23 protein-coding genes, 1 other RNA gene and 1 pseudogene are annotated in these 25,839 nt (G+C 69.7%); 21 read left to right on the plus strand and 4 right to left on the minus strand.

Going from position 1 to position 25,839, the window contains the following annotated elements; all coding sequences use genetic code 11:
- Positions 1 to 209: 209 nt before the first annotated feature.
- Complete coding sequence (locus Q8A52_RS19775; protein WP_316754255.1) at positions 210 to 3,587, minus strand: FHA domain-containing protein; 3,378 nt, start codon at positions 3,585 to 3,587, stop codon at positions 210 to 212.
- A 328-nt stretch (positions 3,588 to 3,915) separates the two neighbouring features.
- On the opposite strand from Q8A52_RS19775, the gene Q8A52_RS19780 reads away from it, so the two are divergent.
- From Q8A52_RS19780 to Q8A52_RS19795, 4 genes are all read left to right on the plus strand, one after another.
- Positions 3,916 to 5,583, plus strand: coding sequence for a serine/threonine-protein kinase (locus Q8A52_RS19780; RefSeq protein ID WP_316753990.1), 1,668 nt, complete (start codon positions 3,916 to 3,918; stop codon positions 5,581 to 5,583).
- Positions 5,584 to 5,694: 111 nt separating this feature from the next.
- Complete coding sequence (locus tag Q8A52_RS19785; protein ID WP_316753991.1) at positions 5,695 to 6,933, plus strand: serine/threonine-protein kinase; 1,239 nt, start codon at positions 5,695 to 5,697, stop codon at positions 6,931 to 6,933.
- A gap of 935 nt (positions 6,934 to 7,868) precedes the next feature.
- Positions 7,869 to 8,975 (plus strand): peptide chain release factor 2, encoded by a 1,107-nt coding sequence (gene prfB, locus Q8A52_RS19790; RefSeq protein WP_263209344.1) that lies wholly within the window; start codon positions 7,869 to 7,871, stop codon positions 8,973 to 8,975.
- A 302-nt stretch (positions 8,976 to 9,277) separates the two neighbouring features.
- Positions 9,278 to 9,883, plus strand: coding sequence for a hypothetical protein (locus Q8A52_RS19795; RefSeq protein WP_316753992.1), 606 nt, complete (start codon positions 9,278 to 9,280; stop codon positions 9,881 to 9,883).
- A 92-nt stretch (positions 9,884 to 9,975) separates the two neighbouring features.
- Here the strand turns inward: Q8A52_RS19795 and Q8A52_RS19800 are convergent, their stop codons facing one another.
- Positions 9,976 to 10,167 (minus strand): hypothetical protein, encoded by a 192-nt coding sequence (locus Q8A52_RS19800; protein WP_316753993.1) that lies wholly within the window; start codon positions 10,165 to 10,167, stop codon positions 9,976 to 9,978.
- Positions 10,168 to 10,392: 225 nt separating this feature from the next.
- Here Q8A52_RS19800 and ftsE point away from each other — a divergent pair, with 225 nt between their 5' ends.
- The 5 genes from ftsE to ssrA all read left to right on the plus strand — a co-directional run bounded on the left by ftsE (position 10,393) and on the right by ssrA (position 14,399).
- A complete protein-coding gene (gene ftsE / locus Q8A52_RS19805; RefSeq protein ID WP_316753994.1) occupies positions 10,393 to 11,082 on the plus strand; it encodes a cell division ATP-binding protein FtsE in 690 nt (229 codons plus the stop codon).
- Between the two features lie 32 nt (positions 11,083 to 11,114).
- A complete protein-coding gene (gene ftsX, locus Q8A52_RS19810; protein ID WP_316753995.1) occupies positions 11,115 to 12,032 on the plus strand; it encodes a permease-like cell division protein FtsX in 918 nt (305 codons plus the stop codon).
- Between the two features lie 67 nt (positions 12,033 to 12,099).
- Positions 12,100 to 13,266, plus strand: a complete 1,167-nt coding sequence (locus tag Q8A52_RS19815) for a S41 family peptidase (RefSeq protein WP_316753996.1) — start codon at positions 12,100 to 12,102, stop codon at positions 13,264 to 13,266.
- A gap of 77 nt (positions 13,267 to 13,343) precedes the next feature.
- A complete protein-coding gene (smpB, locus tag Q8A52_RS19820) occupies positions 13,344 to 13,883 on the plus strand; it encodes an SsrA-binding protein SmpB (RefSeq protein WP_316754256.1) in 540 nt (179 codons plus the stop codon).
- A gap of 119 nt (positions 13,884 to 14,002) precedes the next feature.
- Positions 14,003 to 14,399: a transfer-messenger RNA gene (ssrA, locus tag Q8A52_RS19825) on the plus strand.
- A 101-nt stretch (positions 14,400 to 14,500) separates the two neighbouring features.
- Here ssrA and Q8A52_RS19830 read toward each other — a convergent pair.
- Positions 14,501 to 15,721 (minus strand): MFS transporter, encoded by a 1,221-nt coding sequence (locus Q8A52_RS19830; RefSeq protein WP_316753997.1) that lies wholly within the window; start codon positions 15,719 to 15,721, stop codon positions 14,501 to 14,503.
- An 83-nt stretch (positions 15,722 to 15,804) separates the two neighbouring features.
- Between Q8A52_RS19830 and Q8A52_RS19835 the strand changes: the two genes are divergently transcribed.
- The 10 genes and pseudogenes from Q8A52_RS19835 (at position 15,805) to Q8A52_RS19880 (ending at position 23,877) form a co-directional block, all read left to right on the plus strand.
- Entirely contained in the window at positions 15,805 to 16,776 is a 972-nt protein-coding gene (locus Q8A52_RS19835) for a LysR family transcriptional regulator (RefSeq protein ID WP_316753998.1), read from the plus strand.
- Positions 16,777 to 17,402: 626 nt separating this feature from the next.
- Positions 17,403 to 18,059 (plus strand): hypothetical protein, encoded by a 657-nt coding sequence (locus Q8A52_RS19840; RefSeq protein ID WP_408649217.1) that lies wholly within the window; start codon positions 17,403 to 17,405, stop codon positions 18,057 to 18,059.
- Positions 18,060 to 18,064: 5 nt separating this feature from the next.
- Positions 18,065 to 19,075 (plus strand): hypothetical protein, encoded by a 1,011-nt coding sequence (locus Q8A52_RS19845; protein WP_316753999.1) that lies wholly within the window; start codon positions 18,065 to 18,067, stop codon positions 19,073 to 19,075.
- Between the two features lie 133 nt (positions 19,076 to 19,208).
- Entirely contained in the window at positions 19,209 to 19,886 is a 678-nt protein-coding gene (locus Q8A52_RS19850; RefSeq protein ID WP_316754000.1) for a hypothetical protein, read from the plus strand.
- A gap of 20 nt (positions 19,887 to 19,906) precedes the next feature.
- A complete protein-coding gene (locus Q8A52_RS19855; protein ID WP_316754001.1) occupies positions 19,907 to 20,554 on the plus strand; it encodes a hypothetical protein in 648 nt (215 codons plus the stop codon).
- Between the two features lie 45 nt (positions 20,555 to 20,599).
- Positions 20,600 to 20,804 (plus strand): annotated as a pseudogene (locus Q8A52_RS19860) (hypothetical protein); the annotation flags it as partial.
- 96 nt (positions 20,805 to 20,900) lie between these two features.
- Entirely contained in the window at positions 20,901 to 21,218 is a 318-nt protein-coding gene (locus Q8A52_RS19865) for a type VII secretion target (RefSeq protein ID WP_316754002.1), read from the plus strand.
- The gene (locus Q8A52_RS19870; RefSeq protein WP_316754003.1) at positions 21,215 to 22,486 is read left to right on the plus strand and encodes a putative T7SS-secreted protein; all 1,272 of its coding nucleotides are present in this window, start codon (positions 21,215 to 21,217) and stop codon (positions 22,484 to 22,486) included. The genes Q8A52_RS19865 and Q8A52_RS19870 overlap by 4 nt, the downstream gene beginning before the upstream one ends.
- Positions 22,487 to 22,595: 109 nt before the next feature.
- Positions 22,596 to 23,207, plus strand: a complete 612-nt coding sequence (locus Q8A52_RS19875; protein WP_316754004.1) for a hypothetical protein — start codon at positions 22,596 to 22,598, stop codon at positions 23,205 to 23,207.
- Positions 23,200 to 23,877 (plus strand): hypothetical protein, encoded by a 678-nt coding sequence (locus tag Q8A52_RS19880; RefSeq protein ID WP_316754005.1) that lies wholly within the window; start codon positions 23,200 to 23,202, stop codon positions 23,875 to 23,877. The genes Q8A52_RS19875 and Q8A52_RS19880 overlap by 8 nt, the downstream gene beginning before the upstream one ends.
- A 70-nt stretch (positions 23,878 to 23,947) precedes the next feature.
- On the opposite strand, the gene Q8A52_RS19885 is transcribed toward Q8A52_RS19880, so the two are convergent.
- A complete protein-coding gene (locus tag Q8A52_RS19885) occupies positions 23,948 to 24,583 on the minus strand; it encodes a hypothetical protein (protein WP_316754006.1) in 636 nt (211 codons plus the stop codon).
- 154 nt (positions 24,584 to 24,737) lie between these two features.
- On the opposite strand from Q8A52_RS19885, the gene Q8A52_RS49075 reads away from it, so the two are divergent.
- The gene (locus Q8A52_RS49075) at positions 24,738 to 25,097 is read left to right on the plus strand and encodes a hypothetical protein (protein WP_408649218.1); all 360 of its coding nucleotides are present in this window, start codon (positions 24,738 to 24,740) and stop codon (positions 25,095 to 25,097) included.
- 39 nt (positions 25,098 to 25,136) lie between these two features.
- Positions 25,137 to 25,814: a hypothetical protein gene (locus tag Q8A52_RS49080; protein WP_408649219.1), complete on the plus strand. Its 678-nt coding sequence runs from the start codon at positions 25,137 to 25,139 to the stop codon at positions 25,812 to 25,814.
- Positions 25,815 to 25,839: the final 25 nt, after the last annotated feature.

The following is a 25,839-nucleotide window of genomic DNA, read 5'->3' on the forward strand; positions in this document are numbered from 1 at the left end:
CGGCAAGAGCGCCGGCGCTGTCAAGTGGGAGATCGTGACCGCGTCGTGATCAGCGGGCTGGTGTCGGTGCGGGCCTCGCCGGGGGCCGGCGTCCCCGGAGCCCCGTTTGGGCTCGAACGGCCTCGTCCTCGAACTCCCCCACGCTCTATGAGCAGCGGGTGCCCCGGACGGGCCGGATGATGCCGACCGGCGCCGAGAGGGTGCCTCCGTTACAGAAGCGAAGGTATCTCCACCGCCGCGACCTCCCTCGCCGCCCGCTCCACCGCGCTGGCCAGCAGCGCCAGGTCGGTAGGGCCGTTGCCGAGCTCGCGCACGGGGCGCCGGGCCGGCGGGTCGCCCATACGGTGCCAGTCCAGGGGGACGACCGTGGGGCGCTGGGTCGCGGTGCGCGGGATACGGCCCGTCACGCGGCCCCCCTGGAACGCGGTCACGCGTCCGTCCGCCGAGGTCAACCGCCCGCGCCCGGGCGCCGGTTCCTCGGGCCCGGAGGCCGGCGCGTCCAGGGCGACGCGCAGGGTGGCCCGGCGGGCCGGTTCCGTCTCCGCCGTACGGCCGCCGGGCCCGGACGCGGCCACCAGGTGGACGCCGAGTCGCTCGCCCTCCTTGGCCACCGCCTCCAGCGCCCGTATCACGGACCCCGAGGCGGGCCGCCCCGGCGAACCCAGCGCCGGGGAGACCAGCGCGTCCAGGTCGTCCACGACCACCACGAGGCGGGGCAACGGCGGTGCCACCTCGGTCTGCTGACGGGACGTCGCCGCGGGCCGCAGCCGCAGCGTGGAGCTGGGCGGGGTGTCGAGGTCCCCGGCCCCGGACGGGGCGGGGCGTCCGTTCGCCGTGCGCTGCGTGACCATACGGCCCGACAGCGCGCGGTGCGCGTGCCACTCGGCGAAGCCGTCCCGGCCGAGCAGTTCGGCCCGGCGCTTCAGCTCGGCGCTCAGGGACTGGGCGAACTCCCGCATACGGACCGGGTCGTTCGCGGTGAGGTGAGTCGTGACGTGCGGGATGTCCGTGCAGACGCGCAGGCCCTCGCCAGGGCCGCCGGCCGTGCCGACGCCGTCGCGGCCGTCGATCAGGACGACGCCCAGCCGGTCGGGGCGCTCGGCGGCGGCGAGCGAGGCGACGACCGCGCGCAGCAGCTCCGTACGGCCACTGCCGTACGGCCCCTCGATCAGCAGATGCGGCCCGTCGGCCACCAGGTCCGCGCTGAGCGGGCCGCGCGGACCGGCGCCGAGCACGGCAACGGCCCGGCCGCCCAGCGACTCGGTGTCGTCTGCCGCGTCCGCCCAGCGCGCCATGAGTGATGCCGGGGTGGCCCGGGCGAGCCCCAGCTCGTCGAGCAGCCGTGCCGACAGCGGCAGCGGCGCGGCCACGCGCGCGTGCCGCTCGCCGACGGCACCGTCCGTGCGCAACGGCGCCAGCGCCCGTGCGAACCGCTCGGCCCAGGCCGGGGAGACCGCGTCGACCGAGGCGACCGTGCCGGGGCCCACGGGAACGGCCGAGCCGCTGTGGGAGTCCGTGCGCGCCACCCGCATCAGGTGCAGCGCCGTGGCCACGTCGCCGCCGAGCAGCGCCACGGCACCGCACTCACGGAACGTCGGCGCCACCGCGCAGGCCGCCTCGTACGTCTCCGTCACCGGTGAGGCGGGCGAGGCGGGGTCCGTCTCGGCGAGACACACGACGTGTATCCCGGCCCGGGGTCCCTCCAGTGCCAGCCGTGCCACCGCCTCGCGCAGACCGGCCCCGCCCGGGTCGCCGTCCACGACGACCACGGTGTACGGCCCGGCGAAGCCGCCCGTGCCGTCCTCGCCGAAGTCGTCCCGCGCCCAGGAGGGCCGCCGGGCCGGACGCCGCTCGCCGTCGAGGGCGGCGGGCCGGGGGACGTCTCGGACCAGAGGCAGCGCCGCCGTCCCGTCGGACACATGCCCTTCCAAGCGGTGCAGTAGTTCCTCGGTGCGCGCCGCGGCCTGTTCACGGTCGTGGGCGAGCAGCAGACGGCAGTCCTGGCCGTGGCCCGGGCGCACATGCGGGAGCCAGCCGAGCCAGGACCACTCGGCGGTGCGCTCCTCCAGGGTGCGCGCGCGGTCCGCGCTGATCAGGACGATCTCCAGCGAGTCGGGGGAGTGCAGCGCGGCGAGCTGCGCCAGTGCCGCGCGCGCCAGTCCCGACAGCCGCGCGCGCGGTCCGGCCAGGCCCAGCGCACCCGCCTCGCGCAGATCCGCGGTCACCGGTACGGCGGGCAGCAGGCCCGAGCCGTCCGGCGTGGCCCGGTCGGCCGTGCCCAGCCGGACCGTGAGGGTCTCGGGGTGTCCCGGCCCGCGCTCCCACAGTCGCGGCCCGGGGCCCAGCGCCGTCAGCAGCAGCGCGGCCGGGTCCGGCCAGGTCTCCGGCTGCTGGGGGACACCGGCCGCCGGGGCGGCCGCCTCACCGGCACCCTGCGCGCCGTACGCCTCCCGGCCGGCGGCCGGCTCCTCCCCGCGGCCGCCGGTCAGCCGCCGCGCCCACGCGCCTATGCCGCCGCGCCTGCGCAGGCCCTGGGGCACCTCGGTGCCACGGAGGGGAGTGCCCTTGCGTCCGGCGGGAAGCCCGTCCTCATGCGCGCGTGCGCCGGAGTGGGGGGCGTCCGGTGCCGTGTCGTGACCCGTCGTACCGGAGAAGGCGGCGCCCGTGCCGCCGACTCCGAAGCGGCCGACGTGGGTGTCCCCGCCGCGGCTCTCGATCCTGGGCGCGCCGCCCTGTTCCGGTACGACCGGCGGCTCCACGGGCCGGTGCTCCTGGGCGCCCGGGCCGCCGCCCGAGGAGCCACAGCCGGTCGAGCCGTACACGTGATGCGTGCCTGCGCCGGGAGCGTCGGCGCGTGCGGTGGCGTCCTCGCGCGCGTGGGGCGCCGGATCGTCGGGAGCGGTCACCGATCCGCCCGGGGTCACCCGGACGCACCCCTCCCCGTCGGGCACGGTCTCCACGCGCGCCCCCGGCCCCCCGGACGGAGTGAGCCGCAGAGCCGATTCGCCGATCCTGAGCAGGGCCCCCGGAGCGAAGCGCACCGGACGGGTGTCCACCCGGGTGCCGTCCAGGGCCGTTCCGTTCGTGGAGTCGAGGTCGGCGACCGAGACGCGGCCGTCGGCGGCGACGGTCACGGCACAGTGGAGCCGCGAGACGTCCGGGTCGTCGAGCGGGACGTCGGCGTCGGCGGAGCGGCCGATGGTGATCTGGCCGCCGTGCAGCAGATGGACGCCGCCCGCGTCCGGGCCCGCCACCACGTGCAGCTGGGTCGGGGCGTCGTCCAGCTCGGGATGTGCCTCGGGCTCTGCGGGGGCGCCCAGGGACAGCACGGCGCCGTCGAGCAGCGGGGGCTCGCCGAGGGTGCAGCGCCGGGCGTCCAGCCGCTCCGCCCCCGCGTACAGCACGACCGTGGCGGCCGCGGACTCGCGGCCCAGGCTGCCGTCGCCGGAGACCGCCGAGGCCAGGGCCGACGCCACCGCCGCCAGGTCCGTGCCGGCGGGCGCCGTGACCAGCACGTCGCGGCTCGCGGCGCGGCCCCGCTGCGGGGACGGGCCCAGCGGGTCTACGACGGTCAGCCGGATCTGCATCGCCGTCAGCGGTCCCTTCTGCACGGGCGCGGTATACCCCCCACCCCACGAGCACGTCGGCCAGTACTTCAGGCATCCTCGCACCTGCCACTGACAATCCGCCCGCGACCCGGTAACAAGTGATCTTGATTGGTCAGCTCTGCCCCTAAAAGTGCCTGACCAGTACCTCGCCGACGATCACTTGAGATCGGTCACGTCCGGGCCCGGCAACCATCGAGACCAAGGCGAGCGTCTTTCCATCGAACATGCAGGGGAACGCTTACGTAGTGCCCTACGGAGCGGCACTACAGTGGGTCGGAACACCAGCCATCAGCAGGGAGCGCATGACGTGCGGCCGGTAGGCAGCAAGTACCTCCTGGAGGAGCCGCTCGGACGCGGCGCCACCGGGACCGTCTGGCGAGCCCGCCAGCGTGAGACCGCGGGCGCCGAGGCGGCCGTGCCCGGACAGCCCGGTGAGACCGTCGCGATCAAGGTCCTCAAGGAGGAGCTCGCGAGCGACGCGGACATCGTGATGCGGTTCCTGCGGGAACGGTCCGTCCTGCTCCGGCTGACCCACCCGAACATCGTCCGGGTCCGCGACCTGGTGGTCGAGGGCGAACTGCTGGCACTGGTCATGGACCTCGTCGAGGGCCCCGACCTGCACCGCTACCTGCGCGAGAACGGCCCCTTCACACCCGTCGCCGCGGCCCTGATGACCGCTCAGATCGCCGACGCGCTCGCGGCCAGCCACGCCGACGGCGTCGTCCACCGCGATCTGAAGCCCGCCAACGTGCTGCTCCAGCAGCACGAGGGCCGGATGCACCCGCTGCTGACCGACTTCGGCATCGCGCGCCTCGCCGACTCCCCGGGCCTCACCCGCACCCACGAGTTCGTCGGGACGCCCGCGTACGTCGCGCCGGAGTCCGCCGAGGGCCGCCCGCAGACCTCCGCGGTCGACATCTACGGCGCCGGCATCCTGCTGTACGAGCTGGTCACGGGCCGTCCCCCGTTCGCCGGCGGGAGCGCCTTGGAGGTGCTCCACCAGCATCTCAGCGCCGAGCCGCGCCGCCCGTCCACCGTGCCCGACCCGCTGTGGACGGTCATAGAGCGCTGCCTGCGCAAGAACCCGGACGAACGGCCCAGCGCCGAGAACCTCGCGCGCGGGCTGCGCGTCGTCGCCGAGGGCATCGGCGTGCACGCGAACTCGGCACAGATCGCCGCCGCGGAGGGCGTGGGCGCCCTGCTGGCCCCCGACCCGGCGCCGACCGCCGTGCCCGGTGTGCCCGGGGCCGCCGACCCGACCCAGGTGCTGCCGACGGGCTCGGCGCCGGGCGCGTACGACCCGAACGCGGCGACCAGCGTCCTGCCGCACACGGGTGGTCCGGTCGGCGCGGCCGACCCCACCGCCGTACTGCCGAACACCGGGGCGGCGGACCCGACCGCCGTCATGCCGCCGGTGCCGCAGCACCAGCCGGGCGCCGGGCAGCAGCCCGAGCAGCCGCACCCCTGGCAGAACCAGCTGGCCGCGGCCCGCGACCGCAACGAGCAGACGCAGATCCAGTACCTCGACCCGAACGAGGACCCGCTGCGCCGCCGGCCTCAGCGGCAGGTGGCCCGCCCCCAGCAGCAGCAGCCGCGGCCGCAGCCCCAGCAGCGTCCCCAGCCGCGGCGGCAGCAGCAGGGCCCGCCGCCCGGTTACGGCCAGCCGCAGCAGTACGCCCCGCCGCAGCAGCCCCAGCGGTACGCGCCGCCCGCCGCACCGGCGGAGCCCCGGCGCCCGGCGCGCGAGCCCCGGCAGCGCAGCGCCAACCCGATGAAGATCCCCGGGCTCGGCTGTCTCAAGGGCTGTCTGTTCGTGATCGTCATCCTGGTCGTCGCGGGCTGGCTCATCTGGGACCTCACCCCCCTGCACACCTGGGTCGGGGAGGGCAAGGGCTACTGGCACCAGCTGCGTGACCTGGTGAGCACCGTGACCGGCTGGGTCAAGGATCTGGGCAACGCCACCAGCGGCAACTGATCGCCAGTCTGTGGATTTGTCGACATCTGGCGGGTGATTTCTGTCTCCGTGGTGAAGGTCGGCACGTCGGACGCGTACTTTTAACGACAACACGCGTCTGTAGGAGCAGCCTTGGCACGGAAGATCGGCAGCCGGTACACCGCCAACCAGATCCTGGGGCGGGGCAGCGCCGGCACGGTGTGGCTGGGCGAGGGACCGGAGGGTCCCGTCGCCATCAAGCTGCTGCGCGAGGATCTCGCGTCCGACCAGGAGCTCGTCGGACGCTTCGTGCAGGAGCGCACGGCGCTGCTCGGGCTCGAGCACCCGAACGTCGTGTCGGTGCGCGACCTGGTCGTGGACGGCAACGACCTGGCGCTCGTCATGGACCTGGTACGCGGTACGGACCTGCGCACCCGGCTCGAGCGGGAACGGCGGCTGGCGCCCGAGGCGGCGGTGGCGATCGTGGCGGACGTCGCGGACGGGCTGGCCGCGGCGCACGCGGCCGGGGTCGTGCACCGGGACGTGAAGCCGGAGAACGTGCTCCTGGACATGCAGGGGCCGCTGGGTCCCGGCGGTGCGCACCCCGCCCTGCTGACGGACTTCGGCGTGGCCAAGCTGATCGACTCCCCCAAGCGGACTCGTGCCACGAAGATCATCGGCACGCCTGATTACCTGGCCCCGGAGATCGTGGAGGGGCTGCCCCCGCGCGCGGCGGTGGACATCTACGCCCTGGCGACCGTTCTCTACGAGTTGCTGGCCGGCTTCACGCCGTTCGGCGGCGGGCATCCGGGGGCCGTGCTACGGCGGCACGTGACCGAGACGGTCGTACCGCTGCCGGGGATTCCGGACGAGCTGTGGCAGCTGATCGTGCAGTGCCTCGCGAAGGGGCCGGCGTCGCGGTTGCGGGCGTCCGAGCTGGCGGCGCGGCTGCGGGAGCAGCTGCCGCTGCTGGCCGGGATGCCACCGCTGGACGTGGACGAGCCGGACGCGGAGGCGGCCGAGGAGGCGGGGGAGGAGTCCGCGGCGCCGGTTCCCGCGTCGGCGGGGGATCAGGTACGGCGGCGGGGGGCGGTGTCTCTCGTCCCCGGCGCGCGGCCGGACTCCAACCGGGACACGCATACGTCGATGAGGGTGCCGGGGCCCGACGAGCTGGCCGGGGGCGCGCGGGGGACGGCCCGGGCGCCGCGGGCCTCCGGGGCGCCGCGGCCCGGCTCTGCCCGACATCGGGCTGTCGCCCGGCGCCGGAGGATCACCCTGGGGGTGGCGGGGGTGGTGCTGGTGGCGGCGGTCGGTGTGGGGGCGTGGTTGGCTACGTCGGATGACGATGCGGAGGCGCCCCCGCAGAACACGCACACATCATCGACCCCCTGACTCGGCCCGCCTCGGTGGGCTGGGGGCAGCCCCGTTTGCCCGCGTGCCCGGCCCGTCTCGGTCGGCCGGGAGGTCGCGTCCTGGGGCTGCGCCCCAGACCCCGGCGGGGCTTCGCCCCTGCGCCCCGATGGGGCTCCGCCCCAGACCCCGTTTGCCCGCTTACCCGGCCTGTCTCGGCTGGAGCTGCCGTCCTGGGGCTCTGCCCCAGACCCCCGAGGAGGCTCCCCCGGACCCCCTTCGCCCGGCCCGCCCGGCCCGTCTCGGTCGGCCGGGAGGTCGCGTCCTGGGGTTGCGCCCCAGCCCCCGGCGGGGCTTCGCCCCTGCGCCCCGATGGGGCTCCGCCCCAGACCCCGTTTGCCCGCTTACCCGGCCTGTCTCGGCTGGAGCTGCCGTCCTGGGGCTCTGCCCAGACCCCCGAGGGGACTCCCCCGGACCCCCTTCGCTCGCCCGCCCGGCCCGTCTCGGTTGACCAGGAGGTGCCGTCCTGGGTCTCTCCCCCAGACCGCGGCGGGCTCCGCCCCAGACCGTGCCGACATCAACCCGAGACCCTGTCGGCTCCGCCCCCGTACCCTGGCGGGGTCTTCCTGGTGGGGCTTTGCCCCAAGCTCCGTGGGGCTTCGCCCCTGCGCCCCACGCGGGGCCCTGCCCCAGACCCGAGCGGCGCTCTGCCCCAGCCCCCGGCGGCGCTCCACCCCCGCGCCCCATTCCGGTCTCTGCCCCAGCCCCCGGCGAGGCATCCCCCTGCACCCCGGCGCAACCCCCGCCCGCCCCTCGCCGCACCCCTGTCGCCATCCCCCGTCGCCGGTTCCCGCCCCCAGCCCGTCCGCCCTCCGCGGGCGATGGGGGCCCTGGGGGCGGCAGCCCCCAGGCAGGGGAGGGAGAGTGCCGGGGCACTCTCGGGCGGGGTCGGGCGGCGGAGCCGTTACGCTGGAGGCGTGGCAGTCCTCGATGTATCCGAAGAGCTCAAGTCCCTCTCCTCGACCATGGAGTCGATCGAGGCCGTTCTGGACCTCGACAAGCTGAGGGCAGACATCGCCGTGCTCGAGGAGCAGGCGGCCGCGCCGTCCCTGTGGGACAACCCGGACGAGGCGCAGAAGATCACCAGCAAGCTGAGCCACCTGCAGGCCGAGGTCAGGAAGGCCGAGGCGCTGCGGGGGCGGATCGACGATCTCGCCGTGCTCTTCGAGATGGCCGAGGAGGAGGACGACCCGGACACCCGCGCCGAGGCGGAGTCCGAGCTCGCCGCCGTCCGCAAGGCGCTGGACGAGATGGAGGTCCGGACGCTGCTCAGCGGTGAGTACGACTCCCGTGAGGCGCTCGTCAACATCCGCGCCGAGGCCGGCGGGGTCGACGCCGCGGACTTCGCCGAGAAGCTCCAGCGCATGTACCTGCGCTGGGCCGAGCAGCGCGGCTACAAGACCGAGGTGTACGAGACCTCGTACGCGGAGGAGGCGGGCATCAAGTCCACCACCTTCGCCGTCCAGGTGCCGTACGCCTACGGCACGCTCTCGGTCGAGCAGGGCACGCACCGCCTCGTGCGCATCTCGCCCTTCGACAACCAGGGCCGCCGCCAGACCTCCTTCGCGGGTGTCGAGGTCCTGCCCGTCGTCGAGCAGTCCGACCACGTCGAGATCGACGAGTCCGACCTGCGCATCGACGTCTACCGGTCCTCCGGCCCCGGCGGCCAGGGCGTCAACACCACCGACTCCGCCGTGCGCATCACGCACATCCCCACCGGCATCGTCGTCTCCTGCCAGAACGAGCGGTCGCAGATCCAGAACAAGGCCACCGCCATGAACGTTCTGCAGGCCAAGCTCCTCGAGCGGCGCCGGCAGGAGGAGCAGGCCAAGATGGACGCCCTCAAGGGCGACGGCGGCAACTCCTGGGGCAACCAGATGCGTTCGTACGTGCTCCACCCGTACCAGATGGTCAAGGACCTGCGGACGGAGCACGAAGTCGGAAACCCCGAGGCCGTGTTCAACGGTGAGATCGACGGCTTCCTCGAGGCCGGCATTCGCTGGCGCAAGCAGCAAGAGAAGTAACTTTGTCGACTTGGTAATCCCTGATAACTGCCGCCCTGGAGGCGGCAGTTGTCATTTGTCTGGGTTTTACGTCACAGTCACAATTCCCAACCATCGGCAAACGCCCCGCAAGTGGACATCATGCGCGCATCGGCCTTGACGTTGCTTTGAAAAATGGGAAGGGTGAAGCGCGGCATGCGTACATCTGGGGCGCATGTGAACCGGGGGACTTGAGCTACAGCGGATCTCGTCAGCCGCCCCCGTCGATCACCGCCGTCCCCAGGCGCCGCTCATTGACACTCAGCTACTGGGGGTAGCAACACATGACCAATAAGACGCGGATCCGGATCGCGCGGATCGCCGCCGGTGCTGTGATCGCCGCCGGCGCCTCGCTGACGGCCGCGGGCGCCGCCTCCGCCGCGGAGTCGGACGACTGCGTGCTCGGCGTGCTGTGCGCCGACGAGAACCCGACGCCGGACCCGGGCCCGACCGACACGACTGTCCCCACCGAGGTGCCGTCGCAGACCACGGTCCCCACCGACGAGCCGACGGACCCCACGGAGGAGCCCACCGAGCCCACCGAGGAACCGACCACCGACCAGCCCTCCGAGCAGCCCACCTCCACCCCGACGCACGGCAACGGCGGCGGTCACGGGAACGGCAACGGCCACGGTCAGGGCAACGGCGGCGGCAACAGCAACACCGACCCCGACGGCGGCTCCGGCACCTCCGCCCAGGAGGAGGGCAGCTCCGCCCTCACCGACACGTCCTCCGGCACCCAGGCCCAGGGCAACGGCAAGCAGCTCGCCGACACCGGTGCCGGGCAGACCGCGTTCCTGATCGTCGGCGCCGCCACCATGATCGCCGGTGGCATCGGCTTCCGCATCCTGCCGCGCCTCGTGGGCGGCCGGGGCGGCGCGGCCGCCTGACGGTGGTCGGGCGATTACGGAACGTACTCGCGTCGTACGCCAAAGGGCCCGGAGCTTGCCGCTCCGGGCCCTTCAGCCGTCCTGTGGCAGTTCTACGCGGTCTGGTGCGCCAGCAGCGCCACCGCGGCGATCAGCACCGCCAGCAGCGCGATCAGCGCCATCGGGTTCAGTCCCGCGAGGAAGTTCTCCTGCTGCAGCCGCTCGCGGTTGGCGCGGCACACGGGGCACCGGCCCTCGTTCACGGGCGCCGCGCAGTTCGCGCACACCAACCGGTCGTACGTCATGCGCTCGCCCTCCTTGCACCGGCCTTCACCTACACAACGCTTCCCGGAACGAGAACGTTCCCCCTCCACTGTGCCAGGTTCCAAGGCAAAGGGCGCGGTCGTCCGGAGAGAGCTCCCCGGCACAAAAGCGCACAACCCGCACGCAACCTCGACCGGCGACTGCACTCGTGCACCTGGTTCGCGTATGGTCACGCTCATCTACCCCCGGCGACCCGTGGTGCATCCGTGATCCGATTCGACAACGTCTCCAAGGTCTACCCCAAGCAGACCCGCCCCGCGCTCAGGGATGTGTCCCTGGAAGTGGAGAAGGGCGAATTCGTCTTCCTCGTGGGGTCCTCCGGCTCCGGAAAGTCCACTTTCCTGCGGCTGATCCTCCGGGAGGAGCGGTGCAGCCATGGGCAGGTGCACGTCCTGGGCAAGGACCTCGCCCGCCTCTCCAACTGGAAGGTGCCGCAGATGCGCCGCCAGCTGGGAACCGTGTTCCAGGACTTCCGGCTCCTGCCGAACAAGACCGTCGCGGAGAACGTGGCCTTCGCGCAGGAGGTGATCGGCAAGTCGCGCGGCGAGATCCGCAAGTCCGTGCCGCAGGTGCTCGATCTCGTCGGGCTCGGCGGCAAGGACGAGCGGATGCCCGGCGAGCTGTCCGGCGGTGAGCAGCAGCGTGTGGCGATCGCCCGTGCGTTCGTCAACCGGCCCAAGCTGCTGATCGCCGACGAGCCCACCGGCAACCTCGACCCGCAGACCTCCGTCGGCATCATGAAGCTGCTCGACCGGATCAACCGGACGGGTACCACCGTGGTGATGGCGACGCACGACCAGAACATCGTGGACCAGATGCGCAAGCGCGTCATCGAGCTGGAAAAGGGCCGCCTCGTCCGCGACCAGGCCCGCGGCGTCTACGGCTACCAGCACTGACGATCCACGACGGAAAGGCTTAAGCAGACGCCATGCGCGCCCAGTTCGTTCTGTCGGAGATCGGTGTCGGTCTCCGCCGCAATCTGACGATGACCTTCGCCGTCATCGTCTCCGTCGCCCTGTCCCTGGCCCTGTTCGGCGGTTCGCTGCTGATGAGCGACCAGGTCAGCACCATGAAGGGCTATTGGTACGACAAGGTCAACGTCTCGATCTTCCTCTGCAACAAGAGCGATGCCGATTCCGATCCCAACTGCGCCAAGGGCGCGGTCACCGAGGATCAGAAGAAGCAGATCCGCTCCGACCTGAAGAAGATGTCGGTCGTCGAGAAGGTCAGCTACGAGTCGCAGGACGAGGCGTACAAGCACTACAAGGAGCAGTTCGGCGACTCCCCGCTGGCCAGTTCGCTCACGCCGGACCAGATGCAGGAGTCGTACCGGATCAAGCTCAAGAACCCGCAGAAGTATCAGGTGATCGCAACCGCCTTCGACGGACGTGACGGCGTGCAGTCGGTGCAGGACCAGAAGGGGATCCTGGACAACCTCTTCGGGCTGCTGAACCTGATGAACCGGGCCGCACTCGGCGTGATGGCGCTGATGCTGATCGTCGCGCTGCTGCTGATCGTCAACACGGTGCGTGTCTCGGCGTTCAGCCGTAGGCGCGAGACCGGGATCATGCGACTGGTCGGTGCCTCGGGCTTCTACATCCAGGCGCCGTTCATCATGGAGGCCGCGGTCGCCGGTCTGATCGGCGGCGGTCTCGCGTGCATCTTCCTGGTCGTGGGGCGCTACTTCACCATCGACCACGGCATGGCCCTGTCCTCGAAGCTCAATCTGATCAACTTCGTGGGCTGGGACGCCGTGTTGACCAAGCTCCCGCTGATCCTCGCGACGAGCGTGCTGATGCCCGCTCTTGCCGCATTCTTCGCGCTGCGCAAGTACCTGAAGGTGTGATGCATGCCAAGAGGGCCGTACGGTCAACGAACCGTGCGGCCCTTCGCGTTGTCCTAGACTCACCCGCATGTCAGGCCGCGACCTGTTCTGTCAGCCCCGCCGTATCCGCCGCGGGGCGGCCCTGACGTTGGTCTTCGCCGGCGTGCTGGTCGCCGGCGCCGCGACCGGTGCCTTCGACTTCGATCACTCCGACCGCAGGACCGCACCGGACTCGGCCCGTACGGCCCCCCGGCACGATGCCGTCCAGAAGGCCGCCGCCGCGGCCCTGGCCGACGGCACCTCCCCCATGGAGGCCGCCGAGCGGGCCGTCAGCCGCAGCGGGGACCGCTGGGCCGCCGTCTACTCCGAGGGCGAGTACCAGGAGTTCCAGGAGGCCCTCGACGGCGAGTACACCGGCGTCGGCCTGTGGGCCCGGCGCGAGCGCGACGGACGGATCGAGGTGACCCGGGTGCAGTCCGGGTCACCCGCGGCCGAAGCCGGAATCCGCAAGGGCGACCGGCTGCGCAGCGTCGACGGGGAGAAGGTCGACGGGCGGCCCGTCACCGAGGTCGTCTCATTACTGCGCGGTGACGCGCAGGACGCCCCCGCCGGCACCACCGTCCGCCTGGGCCTGGAACGCGGCACGCGCGCGTGGAGCCAGACGCTGCGCCGGGCCCGCCTCTCCACCGACTCCGTCACCGTCCGCAGGCTCCCCGGCGATGTCCTCGTCATCAGGATCGCCGCCTTCACCAAGGGCTCCGGCGACGTCGTCCGCGCCGCCGTACGGCAGGCCCCGGCCGGCGCCGGGATCATCCTCGATCTGCGCGGCAACTCCGGCGGCCTGGTCACCGAGGCCGTCACCACCGCCTCCGCCTTCCTCGACGGCGGCCTGGTCGCCACCTACGACGTCGAGGGCGAGCAGCGCGCCCTGCACGCCGACGCCGGCGGCGACACCACCAGACCCCTGGTCGCGCTCGTCGACGGCGGCACGATGAGCGCGGCCGAGATGCTCACCGGCGCCCTCCAGGACCGCGGCCGCGCGGTCGTCGTGGGCTCCCGCACCTTCGGCAAGGGCTCCGTCCAGATGCCCACCCGGCTGCCCGACGGCTCCGTCGCCGAGCTGACCGTAGGCCACTACCGCACCCCCTCCGGCCACTCCGTCGACGGCCGCGGCATCACCCCCGACCTGGAGGCCGGGCGTCGGCCCCTGCAGCGGGCGGAGAGCATCCTCGGCGGCCTGGGCGACGCCTCCTAGCCGCGTCGCCCGTTGCTAATCGGCTTCCCTCGCACCCCCTGCGTAGTGCGAAAATGGACGGCACTATGAGCAAGGGAATGTACGTACCGAAAGAGTCCCAGCAGAAGCAGGGGACGGCCGCCAAGTCCCGGGACGGCGAGAAGGGCGGCAAGCGCAAGATCGTCGCGCAGAACAAGAAGGCGCGCCACGACTACGCGATCATCGACACCTACGAGGCGGGTCTCGTGCTGACCGGCACCGAGGTGAAGTCGCTGCGTCAGGGGCGGGCCTCGCTGGTCGACGGCTTCGTGCAGATCGACGGGAACGAGGCGTGGCTGTACAACGCCCACATCCCCGAGTACAGCCAGGGCACCTGGACCAACCACTCGGTGCGCCGCAAGCGCAAGCTGCTGCTGCACCGGGAGGAGATCGACAAGCTGGAGGTCAAGGCCGAGGAGACCGGTCACACGATCGTGCCCCTCGCGCTGTACTTCAAGGACGGCCGGGCCAAGGCCGAGATCGCCCTCGCACGGGGCAAGAAGGAGTACGACAAGCGGCAGACGCTGCGTGCCCAGCAGGACCGCCGGGAGGCCGACCGTGCCATCGCGGCGGCGAAGCGCAAGCAGCGCGGCGCCTAGCGGCGGGGAATGCGCTGGCACCGACCCGCGTTGTTCACGTACGATGACATCTGCACCGCACAGCAGGTGTGAGGCCCTCTTCGGAGGGGCCCTCTCCGGAGGGTTTGAAAAATCAACATGGGGATGATCGGTTTCGACAGCGGCTGTCGAGGCAGGGGAAGCGTGTCGAGAAAGCGGCCATGATCTCGTAAACCACAGGCCGAAAAAAATAATCGCCACTGTTAAGAGCGATTCTCCCGAGCGTTTCGCGCTCGCTGCCTGATAAGTAGCGACTTGCGAAACTCTCCTTAATGGGAGTGTCAGCCCGGGGATGTTCCCGACCCGGATCCTGGCATCAGCTAGGGGACTAAACCTTGATCCCGGTCACGGGGTGAAGAGGGAAACCAAACAGTGACTGGGCCCGTCGGAGACTTGTCCGCGTGATCTCCGGGGCCGAGAAAATCGAAGCGGACTGCACACGGAGAAGCCCTGGTTCCGCACCGTTGGACGCGGGTTCGATTCCCGCCATCTCCACTCATCCCATGTGGGCAAGGGCCCCGGCGCTTTCGAGCACCGGGGCCTTTGTCATGTGCGGTCATACCGGCAACGTCAGCGGGGAGCCGGCAGTTCTACGTCCCTCAGGCGCAAGCGGTTCGACGAGTCGAACGGAGGGCCGTCGCCGAGGAGTTGATCAGCAGGGCCAGGGCCGCCGCCGTGACCGGTGCCGTGAACGCGGTGGCCGGGGAGGCGTGGTCCGCCACGTAGCCGCCCGCCGCCGAACCGCAGGCTATGCCGGTCAGCAGGCCGGTGACGACGAGGCTCATGCCCTCGTTCAGACGGTCCTCGGGCGTGAGCCGCTGGACCAGGGTCATCGCGGTCACTATCGTCGGAGCGGTCGCCATGCCCGCCATGAGCAGGGCTGCGGCCAGCGCCCAGAGGGAGCCGGTCGTGCGCGCGGCAAGCAGCGGCAGTGACATCAGCGCGGTCATCGCGAACAGACACCTCGACAGCCGCGGGGCGGCCGGCTTCAGCGCTCCGTACAGCAGCCCCGCCGCGCAGGAACCCGCCGCCTGGAGCGCCAGCACCGCACCCGGCGCCGAGCGATGGCCCTGTCCGTCGGCGTAAGCGATGGTGACGACCTCCATCGAGCCGAACACCGCTCCGGTGGCCACGAAGCAGGCCAGCAGGGGCGGGACACCGGGCGTGCACAGCGGCGACGCGGCCCGGGTGCGTCCCCGGGGCGGCGGCTCGGTCGCGCGCTGTGCGGTGAACAGCAGCATGCCGGCCACCAGCAGAGCGGCGCCCACGAGCGTGCCCGCCTCCGGGAAGAATGCCCCGGTCAGGAAGGACGCCAGGACCGGGCCGAGCATGAAGCACAGCTCGTCGGCGGCCTGTTCGAAGGAGTTCGCGGTGTGCAGCGCGTCCGGGTCGTCGTGCAGCACATGGGCCCAGCGGGCGCGGGACAAGCCGCCGATGTTGGGGGTGGTGGCGGTGGCGGCGTACGCGACGAACAGGGTCCAGTCCGGGGCGCCGAGGCGGACACAGAGCAGCAGCGCGAGGCTGCCCAGCACGGCGGTGACCGTGGCCGGTACGGCGACCCGGGCCTGTCCGTGCCGGTCGACGAGCCGGGCGACCCAGGGCCCGGCCGCCGCCGTGGCGGCCAGCCCGGTCGCGGTGACGGCACCGGCGAGCGCGTACGAGCCCCGCGCACCGGCGATCATGACGACCGCGCTCACCCCGAACATGCCCATGGGGAGCCGGGCGATCAGGTTCCCGGCGGTGAAGGCACGGGTGCCGGGGCGGGCGAAGAGACGCCGGTACGGGGCAAGGCGGAGCCGGGGCACGGTGAGCTGAGGCATGACCCCACCGTCACCCGGAGTGGATCAAGGGGTCCAACACCTGATACCTGCCGATTGACACACTCACGTTGTAAATTCGCCGGATGCCGACCCACGCCCACCTGGACCCACGCCTCCTGCGGGCCTTCGTCACCGTCGCCGAGGAGCTCCACTTCACCCGGGCCGCGGCCCGTCTGTACGTCGCCCAGCAGGCGCTCAGCCGGGACGTACGGCGGCTGGAGCGGGAGCTGGCCGCCGAGCTGTTCGTACGGACCACCCGGCAGGTGACGCTGACCGCCGACGGCGAGCGGCTGCTGCCGTACGCCCGCCGGGTCCTCGCCGCCCAGGACGAACTGCTCGCCGCGTTCGGCCAGGCCCGCCCCCTGCTGGTCGACCTGAACTCCCCGGGCCTGGCCACCGCCCGCCGTGTGCTGCACCGGGCCCGGGAACTCGCGCCCGACTGCGAGCTGATGGCCCGCTACGAGAGCGGACTGACCGGCGCGGCGGCCGAACTGCTCGCCGGGCGTCTCGACGCGTCCTTCGGACGGTTCGCGGGCCTGGCCCCCGCGCTGCGGGCCGGCCTCGCGCACCAGCCCGTGCGGTACGAGCCGATGGCCGTCGTCCTCCCCGACGACCATCCGCTGGCCCCGCTGGAGGCGGTGCCGCTGGCCGCGCTGGCCGGGGAGACCGTGTACGCCGGTGCCGGCAATCCGCGCACTCCCGAGTGGACCGACCTCGCCCATCACCTCTTCGAGGGACGCGGCATCCGGGTCGCCTCCCCCCTTCCGCTGGCCGTCGGGGACGAGGAGTTCGAGCGGATCATGGCGAAGACGCGCAACCCCATCCTCGCCGTGGTGGACTTTCCGGCCATGCCCCGGACGGTGCTGCGGCCCCTCGTCGACCCCGTCCCGTTGTCGCCCGTGTCTCTCGTGTGGCGAAAGGGGCTGATCCATGCCGGGTTCGATGCGCTTCGACGGGCGGCGACGGAGATTGCCCGATCCGAGGGCTGGCTGATACGGCCGACCAATGGATGGATTCACGCCACGGATGAGGCATTCATGAATGCCCACAAATGACACATAACGAACATCGTCCCACTCGCTGCGCGCTCTACATTCACGGCCTGAGCACGCTGTGGCACAAGGGGGCGCTCGGGCCCGATCCGCCGGCGACGCGACCCACGACCCCACGAGGTCACGGGCCGGCTCGACGCCGTACCGCTCGGAGACGCGCACCTGAGCCGGGCGGAGAGCTCCGCGCGCGGTGGCGGTGAGGGTTCCGACGGACCGGTCTTCGTCGACGAGTCCGGCCGCCACAGCCGTATGCTGTCCTGCTCCAGCACTCCCCGTCCTGGCAGGAACTGCCGGGCCGCCTGCGCCGCTGGGACGAGCTGGTCGTCGCGACGAAGTGAAGCCCGAGGCTGCGGCCGAACGGTTCGAAGAGCCGCGCACGCCGCAGGGAGTGACACGCTCCTTTTCACAGGACCTTTGCAAGGGCCAACCACCGCGCGACGCCGGGCTGTTGCATTGTCACAGATGGGTAATCATCACCCTTTACTGAAGCGGCAGTTACCCACCCTCTGCCCATCTGTGCCCTATTCGTCATACCGCCGCGGAGCAATTCGCCCTGGTGCAGCGGCAGTCGGGCCCGATAGCGTATGGGGCTGCTTCTCAGACCTCAACCGCCTCACCAGGAGCCCACCGTGACCCGCCGATCCCGCCTGCTCACGACTGCCGCCGCCGGTGTGACGGCCGTACTTCTGCTTGCCGGTTGCGGTGGGGGTGGGTCGAAGGCGAAGTCGAACGACAAGATTCCTGGAGCGGATACGACGGGTGGGAAGTCGGCATCTCCGAGTGCGCGGGCGTCCAAGGCCGCCGGACGCCCGGAGATCACCTTCCCCTCCGATGCCAAGAACGTCTTCGAGGACACAAAGACCGGTGACGCGACGAAGGACGCGGTCCTTGCGGACAGCGCTCTGAGTATCAACGCCGTGGATGAGGCGATCTTCAAGGGGAGCGCGAGCACGAAGGCGCTCGGCTTCTACAACGCCGGCAAGGCCCTGAGTTCGTCGATCACGTACGTGCAGGGGTACCTCAAGGATGCCGACACATGGGTCGGCGAGACGAGGTATTTCGACCGCAAGGTGAGTCTCTCCGGGGCGAACAAGGCGTACGTCACCTACTGCTCGGACGAGAGCAAGTCTTTCATCAAGAACAAGAAGACCCAGAAGGTCGACAAGACGCCCACGACCGCGAATGCCTATGTGCTGTACCACTCCGCACTGACCAAGAACGCCGAAGGCGTCTGGCAAACCACCGACATCGTTTCCAACAGGGGGGACAAGGCGTGTCAGCCGTAAGGAAGTTGGCGAGGATAGCAACGGTCCTGACTCTTGCCGGTGTTCCCGTCCTGGCGTCCACCGTGGCCTACGCCGAGCGCGGCAAGCACGGTAGCAACGGTCAGACCGAACAGCACGCTGACACCGGTGACGACGGATCGGTTTCCGTGACCGTCGGGGGCGTCGTGTTCGACCGCTCCAAGAACGGCAGCGGAAGCTCCGCGGGTGCTCTGACGTCGACCACGTCCTGGACGCCGCCTCCCTGTTGGTACGCACCGAAGTACACCCCCAAGCAGTTCCAGGCGTACGTGGAGCCGATCTGGGCCGTCGATTCGACGGGATACCAGTGGGATGCCGAGCAGCGCGACCGCTACGTCAACGGTCATCCCTACAAGGACTTCAACAAGGACAAGGCCGGCAAGGGCTTCTGGTGGGACTCGTACTCCGACAAGAGCTTCCCGCCCGGCTGGGACAAGTGCGACGAGCAAATCTTCTGGGTGGACAAGGGTGACCCGCCGCCGGCCAACATAGAGAACGCCGTCACGCCCAAGGTCCTGGCCGAACTCGCGTACAACGAGATTCGTGTTCCCGGCACCAAGGTGACCCTGGCTCCCGCGAACACGACGAAGGTCAACCTTCCGACCTGGGCCTGGCTGGACGCCGCCGATTTCAAGCCGGTGTCGGTCACCGCGTCCGTGCCTGCGATCGGCGTCGCGGCGACCGCGACGGCGGAACCGGTCTCGCTCAAGATCGATCCGGGTACCGCGGATGCGGAAACCTACCCCGCATCCGGTGTCTGCGAGCTCACCAATGGCCACATCGGCGAGCCCTACGCCAAGGGCAAGGCCGACAAGACGCCCCCCTGTGGTGTGAAGTACCTCCGCTCCTCGGGCAACGGCTCCTATCAACTCAAGGCCACCATCACCTGGAAGATCCACTGGACGGGCACCGGCGGCGCGGGCGGCGACCTGCCTGATGGCTCGTTCGGGGCCGACCAGGATGTGGTCGTACAGGAGATCCAGGCCGTCAACCGGTGAGGGTGGCTGCTGGGGTGGACCGGCGCGAAGGCTTCCTGGGGGAGAGCGAGGACCGGCGTCGACGAGCATGATCAAACGTGCCCCACTCGCATCGTCTGCTCGCCGACCCCGACCACCCCACCAGGAGCCCGCCGTGCCCCGCCGATCCCGCCTGCTCACGACTGCCGCCGCCAGTGCGACGGCGGCACTCCTCCTTGCGGGATGCGGCGGCGACGAAGACGACGGGTCGAAGGCGAGCGACAAGCCTGCTGGAGCGGACTCCCGCGGCTCGGCATCGCCTGCTCCGGCCCCTTCGACTCCTACGACTGCTTCGGCGGCGACCGCGGCTGGGCGGCCGAAGATCACATTGCCGTTGGACGTCACGGACAAGTACGAGCACTGGAAGACCGGTGACGCGACGAAGGACGCGATCCTGACGGACATCGAGGCACGCATCGACGCCACGAACGACGCCATCCTGCGCGGTGACACGAGCGCGCCGGCCCTTTCGTTCTACTACCGGGACCAGGCACTGAAAGGCGCCGTGGCGTGGGTGCAGGCCTACCTGGATGCCAACCTCTCCTTCACGGGCACCACCCGCTACTACACACCCAAGATCACACTTTCCGGTGGCACAAATGCGTCTGTCATCTATTGCTCCGACGAGAGCAAGGGATTCAACAAGAACCGCAAGACCGGCAAGGTGGACAAGAGCCCGTCGAAACAGAGCCCGTACGTCGGGTACAGCACGCGTCTGCAGAAGAACGAGAACGGCGTGTGGCAGACCACCGACCTGAGCTCGAAGCGAGGGAACAAGACATGCGGCGCCTGAGCGGATGGAGCGGTCTGCTCATGACGGCTACCGCCGGCGCAACGGCGGCACTTCTGCTTGCCGGTTGCGGTGGCGGCGGGTCCGATTCGAAGTCGAACGAGAAGGCGAACGACAAGCCTGCGGCGACGGACACGACGGGAAGCGAGGCCTCTGCGTCGCAAGGCACGTCGGCCTCCGCAGCCACCGACCGCCCGAAGATCGAGGTGCCGTCCGACTTGTCGTACAGCTTCGACTGGCCCGAGACGGGCGACAAGGACAAGGATGCGGTTCTGTCCGACAGCGAGCAGTCCATCGAGGCGGTGGATCTCGCGATCGCCCATCAGAATGCCCTCGACAAGCCCTACCTCTACTACTACGAGGGTGAAGCCGCCGTCGGCACACAGAAGTTCATCCAGAACTACGTGGACCACAAGGCGAGCATCACCGGCGCCTACCGCTTCTACTCCCCGGCGGTAGCAGTCACCAAGAACGGAACGGCCTCCTTCAGCTACTGCGAGGACCAGGGCAAGGCATTCGTCAAGTACCTGCACCCCAGGAAGATCAAGAAGACCGAGGTCACCGCAAAGAGCTACGTCAGCTACCACACGTCGCTCAGGAAGAACGGCAACGGTGTCTGGGTGATCCAGAAGATCACTTCCCAGAGCGGGAGCACTGAGTGCCGGCCCTGATGGGCCAACTGAAGGAGCTTCAGCCACTGGCGGCAGCAGCTCGACGCGAAGGGCAAGGCTGACGAGACGCCACCCTGTGGAGTGAAAAAACCTGCGCTCCTCGGGCACTGGCTCGTACCCGCTCAGGGCCACCATCACCTGGAAGATCCACTGGACCGGCAGCGACGGCAACGGCGGTGACCTGCCGGACGGCGCGTTCGCGGCGACCCAGAATGGGGTCGTGCAGGAGATCCAGGCCGTCAACCGATGACAGCCGGGCAGCACATCCAAGGTATAGCCGGACGAAAACATGGATAGCGTGATTCCGCTTTCAGGCGAGGGCTGACAACCCAGGGGAGCGGAACACGTGGCAGACCGACTGACCGTCGACGACGACGAGCTGAAGCACTTCATGAAGTTGCTGAACAAGTCGAGCGACTCACTGAGGGGCCTGCGCAAGGCGCTCAGCGACGCGACGGTCACCGGTCTCGGCACGGACGACCTGGACTCCGCCTGCGAGGACTTCCAGGACGACTGGAGGTACGGCACCGAACAGATCGGCGAGCAGACCGAGAACCTCGCGAAGATCATCGGTCAGTGCAAGGACAGCTACCAAGAGGTCGACAAGGCACTGGAAGCGGCACTGAGGAAGGGCGGTCACGGCAAGGGCGGGGCGGCGAGGTGACGACCACCGCAGGAGTCGGCGCCAACGCCGGCCCGGGCGTCCACAACCCTTACTCCCACCTCGGCTTCGACCCGGCCCCGGGAAGTACGGAGACGGTACGGGCCCTGCACAAGAAGCTCGCCTCCTGCGCCAAGGTCCTGGACGAGACACACGGCCTGGTCACCAAGCTGATGGACGGCAGCTACTGGAAGGGCGACGCCGCCGTGGCCTTCCGGGAGGAACTCCAGGCCGGACCACTGGCCCTGAACCTCAAGAACGCCGCTCACTCGGTCAACAAGGCGGCCAGGCAACTCGCCAGCTGGGAAAGCGAGCTCGACGACTTCCAGCGCCGTGCCAAACGCCTGAACGACGATGCGAAGGACGCCCAAGAAGCTCTGAACAAGGCCAAGGGCGGCCAGGCAACGAAGACGGAGAGCGCCCCCGACCTGGACCAGAAGGCCCTGACCCAGCTGAACACAGCGGTAGAGAACGCTCAGGCCGACCTGGACGAGATCATCGGCAAGGCGAAGAAACTGGCCGAGGAGCACAGCGAGAAGGCTCAGTACCGGGCCGCAAAGATCCACGACGCCACCAGAAAACTGGCACCGCACGAGCCTGGCGCGTGGGACAAGTTCCTGGATTGGTTGGGCGACAATCTGCCTGACATTCTCAGCTGGACCGCTGCCTTCATCGGCATCATCGCCCTGTTCGTGACCACCGGCGGAACTGCCGCAGCGGTGCTCCTGCTGGCCTCCGCTGCTTTGAGCGCGGGAGCCGTCGCCGGAAGACTGGCGGATCCGGTGGTGCGCGCATCCCTGCGGGACGGTTTCCGGCATGGCGAGTTCGACGCGGACTTCTGGAGCAACGCGGTCGGCTTGGCGGCAGATGGGTTGGGCACACTGCCTGGGCTGGGGGCCGTCGTGAAGGGTGCACCTGCTCTCCTGAGGGGAGTTGGTGATGCGGGCGAGGCGCTCACGGCCGGACAAAGGCTTGCTGCTGCAGGCGGCGAGATGATGACGAGTGCCAGGGAGTTCACCGATCTGCACAACCCCATCGCGACATGGGTGGTGGCGAGGGCGCCCCGGTTGAGGTCGACCTTCGAGGCCACCGAGACCGCCGCCCCGTGGGCCGGCTTCGCCACCGCTTCCTATGGGCTGGCCACGAGCAAGCTCGACGCGATGGACAGCGACACGGCAGCGAACATCGGTACTGCCCTAGACGGTTATTTCCTCGGGCCGGTCGACGTGGGAGAAACCATCGATCTTGCCAGCCGTGTATTCCGTCACTGATTCAGTCGCTCTGATTCACCGATCGAGAATGAGGAAACCGCCAATGTATTCCACCGGCCACACCACGGCGTGGGATCACTCAGGGACCCGTGGCGCCTGGATGAGGCACATGTTCATGAACATGATCGGGGTCGTCGCTTGGCCCGGAGGCTGGATTGCATTGCTCGATTTCTCGACGGTCACGCCGAACTGGGCCGTGTGGGTCTTCATGCCCTACTTTCTTTATGGCTTCTATCGCTTCTTCAATCAGCTCACCTATTTCCCTGTGGCATTTCGTATCCGCCGCATCTTGCGCGAGTACCCCTGGCAGCTACTTGAGAAGGTTCCCAGTGGTCTCGGAAAGTATCCCGGAGCCCGAGACAACGGAATGTGGTTCGAGTTCCGGAATCCGGTCGACTGCGACGAGAAGATTCCCTTGATCTTCATCAAGCATCAGCGATCCTATTGGTGGCTGAAGCGTCTGGACGGACCTCGCACCAAGCCCAAGCGCAGAGCGCAGATTGAACCTCTCTGGTTCGCAGGCGACCCGCGCTTCCTTGCCGTCGTTGCCGCTCCCGCCGCAGGAGGCAAGGCGCCGAAGCGCCTTCACCTTCTCTACCAGCGCTCGGTTTTCGATAGCCGTTACCCTCCTGCAAGTTGGGCTGCTGGCGCTGTTGACCTCGAGCGTGCTCGCCGAGCCGGTGCCGCGTATGTCGAGACCGTTCCGCAGTCCCATGCGTAGCACCGGGGCCTTCGCGAATTTCTGGTCCGAGGAAGACGGCCTTCGGTTCGCCATCCCTCCGGGGTTCACCTCGCTGCCGATGGATAGCCTCCTTGCCCGCCCGGAATCCCCCGGGGCGGAACAGCTGAATGCGACAGTGGAGTCCATTCTTGCCTCAGCGCCAGACCGCGCAACACGTGAACGGATTGCCGCAAACGTGGCTTTGGCTCAGCGGATGATTCGCGGGTTGCGAGTGGGTGGCACGGTCCACTGCTCACTGGGCTTGCATCGCGATGACAGCAGGTTTGGTGATGCAGACGTTCTGTTCTCCCTGTTCACCATCACCTGGGTGGATACCTGCTGGGCTCCGCGAGCCGCCATCGCTGCTCGAGCCCTTACAAATATTCAGGGGCACACGCATATCTCATACGCCGAACTGGCCTGTGGCCCGGCAGCATTCAGTGAGGCATTACGCATGCCATTTCCGGAATCGGGGCTTCCCGAAACGCCGCTGCTCCAGCTCCACGCGTACCTGCCCCACCCGGATGGTACGGGCTTGGCGCTCCTCACCCTGAGTACCACCGCCACGCACCACCGCGACAGCTATCGCACATTGCTGCGCCAGATCTCCGAACTGGTCGCTTTCGAGGAACCGTCTACACGCACAGCCGAGAACGCGAGATCCCGATAACCAGGACACCCCCTGAGGCCGTTGGACGGTTTGGGTCACGCAGGGGGCTGGAACCGGTCGCGGCTGAGGGCTACTCGTCGAACCACACCACCAACCGCACGTTCTCCGTGCCATGTACCGCCGCCAGCGTGCGCATCACCGTCCAGACCGGGCGCCAGTCGCCGTCCTCGGGGACCGCGTCGCGGCGGTAGTCGCGTTCTGCGCGGAAGAGGGTCGTGCCGGTGTTCCATACCGTGCCCTCGGGGCAGAGGTCGGGGATGCTGGAGGGGTCCGTCGTCAGGGTGTTGATGCCGCTCGCGCGGGCGAAGGCGCGGGACCGGACCGAGGGGTCGGTCAGGTGGAGCGTGCCGTCGGAGGCGCGGTCGTAGCGGGCTGTTCGGTTGGCTCCGGGGTCGCCGGCTCGTTCCAGTCGACGGCCGCTACCTCCTTCCAGGTCAGCCATGTCGTGCCGAATGCCGCAGTGGCCCAGGAAGCCAGTTCGGTACGGGTCGTGGCCGACGCGTCGGGGCAGGCCGCGGTCGGCTGCGACCGGGCGCCACAGGCCGCTGAAGTTGCGTACGCCGAAGAGGCAGGCGAAGGCCTCGTAGTCCCTGGTCACCATGCCGAGCATCGTGAGGTCGATCGCCGCGTGCCAGGACGTTTCGCCGGCGTCGAGGCCGGGGGCCCAGGCGTGGCATTCGATCAGGCCGTGGATGTCCGTTCCCATGCGGTGATTGTGCCGTGGGCCGTGACTGTGCCAAGGCTCTGCCAAGTTCCCGTCAACCGGGGCCCCTTCAGGTGCTTCGTCCCGTACCGGCGTGGAAGGCTGCCCTGGTTGCGCAAGTGAAGAGAGTGAAGCCGTCGACGGGGGAGTGGACGCAGTGAGCAAGCGGCAAGTGCGGAAGATGTTGCAGCTGATGGCGAGCGGTGAGCCCGTTACGCTCACCAACTCGATGGCTTCCGTGAAGAAGATCGCCCGACTCGCCTTCATCGCACAGCAGTTCGGGTACGAATACGCCGACGCCCGGTTCACCGGGTCGCGCAACAACGTGCTGAAGATGCTCATCGTGCCGGACCACACTCCGCAGGCCCGGGCCCGCGCCGCGCAGAACTGGGCGCAGTATCCGAACGCCGCGGACGGGGTCTCGCTGCCGCCCGTCGTGCCCGACGCGCTCGAACTCCTCAAGGCCCGCATCCAGTTCGACCTCACCGGCAAGAACGCCGAGAAGCGGATGCTGTAGGGCGCCGGTGGCATCACCCTCGGGCTGCTTCTCTACACGGTGCGCAAGGGCGGCGGCGCCTTCAACTTCATTGTCGCCGGCGCCGCTTGGGTCATCTTCATGGGCATCATGGGCATCGGGTTCCTCGTCACCCGGCGCCGCAACGCCAAGTTCGCCGTCCGGCTCCAGGCCGCCGGGTTCATGCCGGTGACCGGTGAGGGCGGGCGGTTGCGTTATCTGCCGCCCGGCACGCAGGTTCCGGGACCGCAGCAATGGCAGCAGCCCCACCAGCCGCAGCAGCCCCACCAGCCCCCACAACAGTCGCACCAACCGCAACAGTGGCAGCAGCAACAATGGCCGCAGCCGCAGCCGCAGCAAATTCAGCAGCCTCAGCAGCAATACGGGCAGGCCGGGGCGTACTCCGGCGGTCCGTACACCAATGGTCCCTACGGTGGGCAGGTCGCCGGGCCCTACGGCAATCACGGCGGCTACGGGCAAGCCGCCGCTCCAGGACCGTACAACCCCCAGCAGTACCCGCACGGGCAGCAGCAGCCTCCCAGCCCCCCAGCCTCCCCAGTACTGATCGCTGATCCCCGCCGACCACGCGCAGGCCGGCGTTCGCAGTCCGTACAGCGTCCCGTCGTCGCATCCCCCGCGGTACCGCCCTCACGGACGCCCTTCCGGTCGAGTGAGAGCAACGTTCCCTTCCGGTCACCCACAGCCACAGCCCGGAAATGACTCCTCCCTACCTTCGGGCTCAGTC

The organism is Streptomyces herbicida (assembly GCF_032656585.1).
Taxonomy (GTDB): domain Bacteria; phylum Actinomycetota; class Actinomycetes; order Streptomycetales; family Streptomycetaceae; genus Streptomyces; species Streptomyces herbicida.

Bases quoted from the DNA above. Each gene is read 5' to 3' on its own strand.
- Q8A52_RS19830 (WP_316753997.1), bottom strand. From the start codon at position 15,721: ATGCCTCAGCTCACCGTGCCCCGGCTCCGCCTTGCCCCGTACCGGCGT.
- smpB (WP_316754256.1), top strand. From the start codon at position 13,344: ATGTACGTACCGAAAGAGTCCCAGCAGAAGCAGGGGACGGCCGCCAAG.
- Q8A52_RS19835 (WP_316753998.1), top strand. From the start codon at position 15,805: ATGCCGACCCACGCCCACCTGGACCCACGCCTCCTGCGGGCCTTCGTC.
- Q8A52_RS19855 (WP_316754001.1), top strand. From the start codon at position 19,907: ATGACGGCTACCGCCGGCGCAACGGCGGCACTTCTGCTTGCCGGTTGC.
- Q8A52_RS19775 (WP_316754255.1), bottom strand. From the start codon at position 3,587: ATGCAGATCCGGCTGACCGTCGTAGACCCGCTGGGCCCGTCCCCGCAG.
- Q8A52_RS19795 (WP_316753992.1), top strand. From the start codon at position 9,278: ATGACCAATAAGACGCGGATCCGGATCGCGCGGATCGCCGCCGGTGCT.
- Q8A52_RS19880 (WP_316754005.1), top strand. From the start codon at position 23,200: ATGCGTAGCACCGGGGCCTTCGCGAATTTCTGGTCCGAGGAAGACGGC.
- Q8A52_RS19800 (WP_316753993.1), bottom strand. From the start codon at position 10,167: ATGACGTACGACCGGTTGGTGTGCGCGAACTGCGCGGCGCCCGTGAAC.
- ftsX (WP_316753995.1), top strand. From the start codon at position 11,115: ATGCGCGCCCAGTTCGTTCTGTCGGAGATCGGTGTCGGTCTCCGCCGC.
- Q8A52_RS19875 (WP_316754004.1), top strand. From the start codon at position 22,596: ATGTTCATGAACATGATCGGGGTCGTCGCTTGGCCCGGAGGCTGGATT.
- Q8A52_RS19815 (WP_316753996.1), top strand. From the start codon at position 12,100: ATGTCAGGCCGCGACCTGTTCTGTCAGCCCCGCCGTATCCGCCGCGGG.
- Q8A52_RS19885 (WP_316754006.1), bottom strand. From the start codon at position 24,583: ATGGGAACGGACATCCACGGCCTGATCGAATGCCACGCCTGGGCCCCC.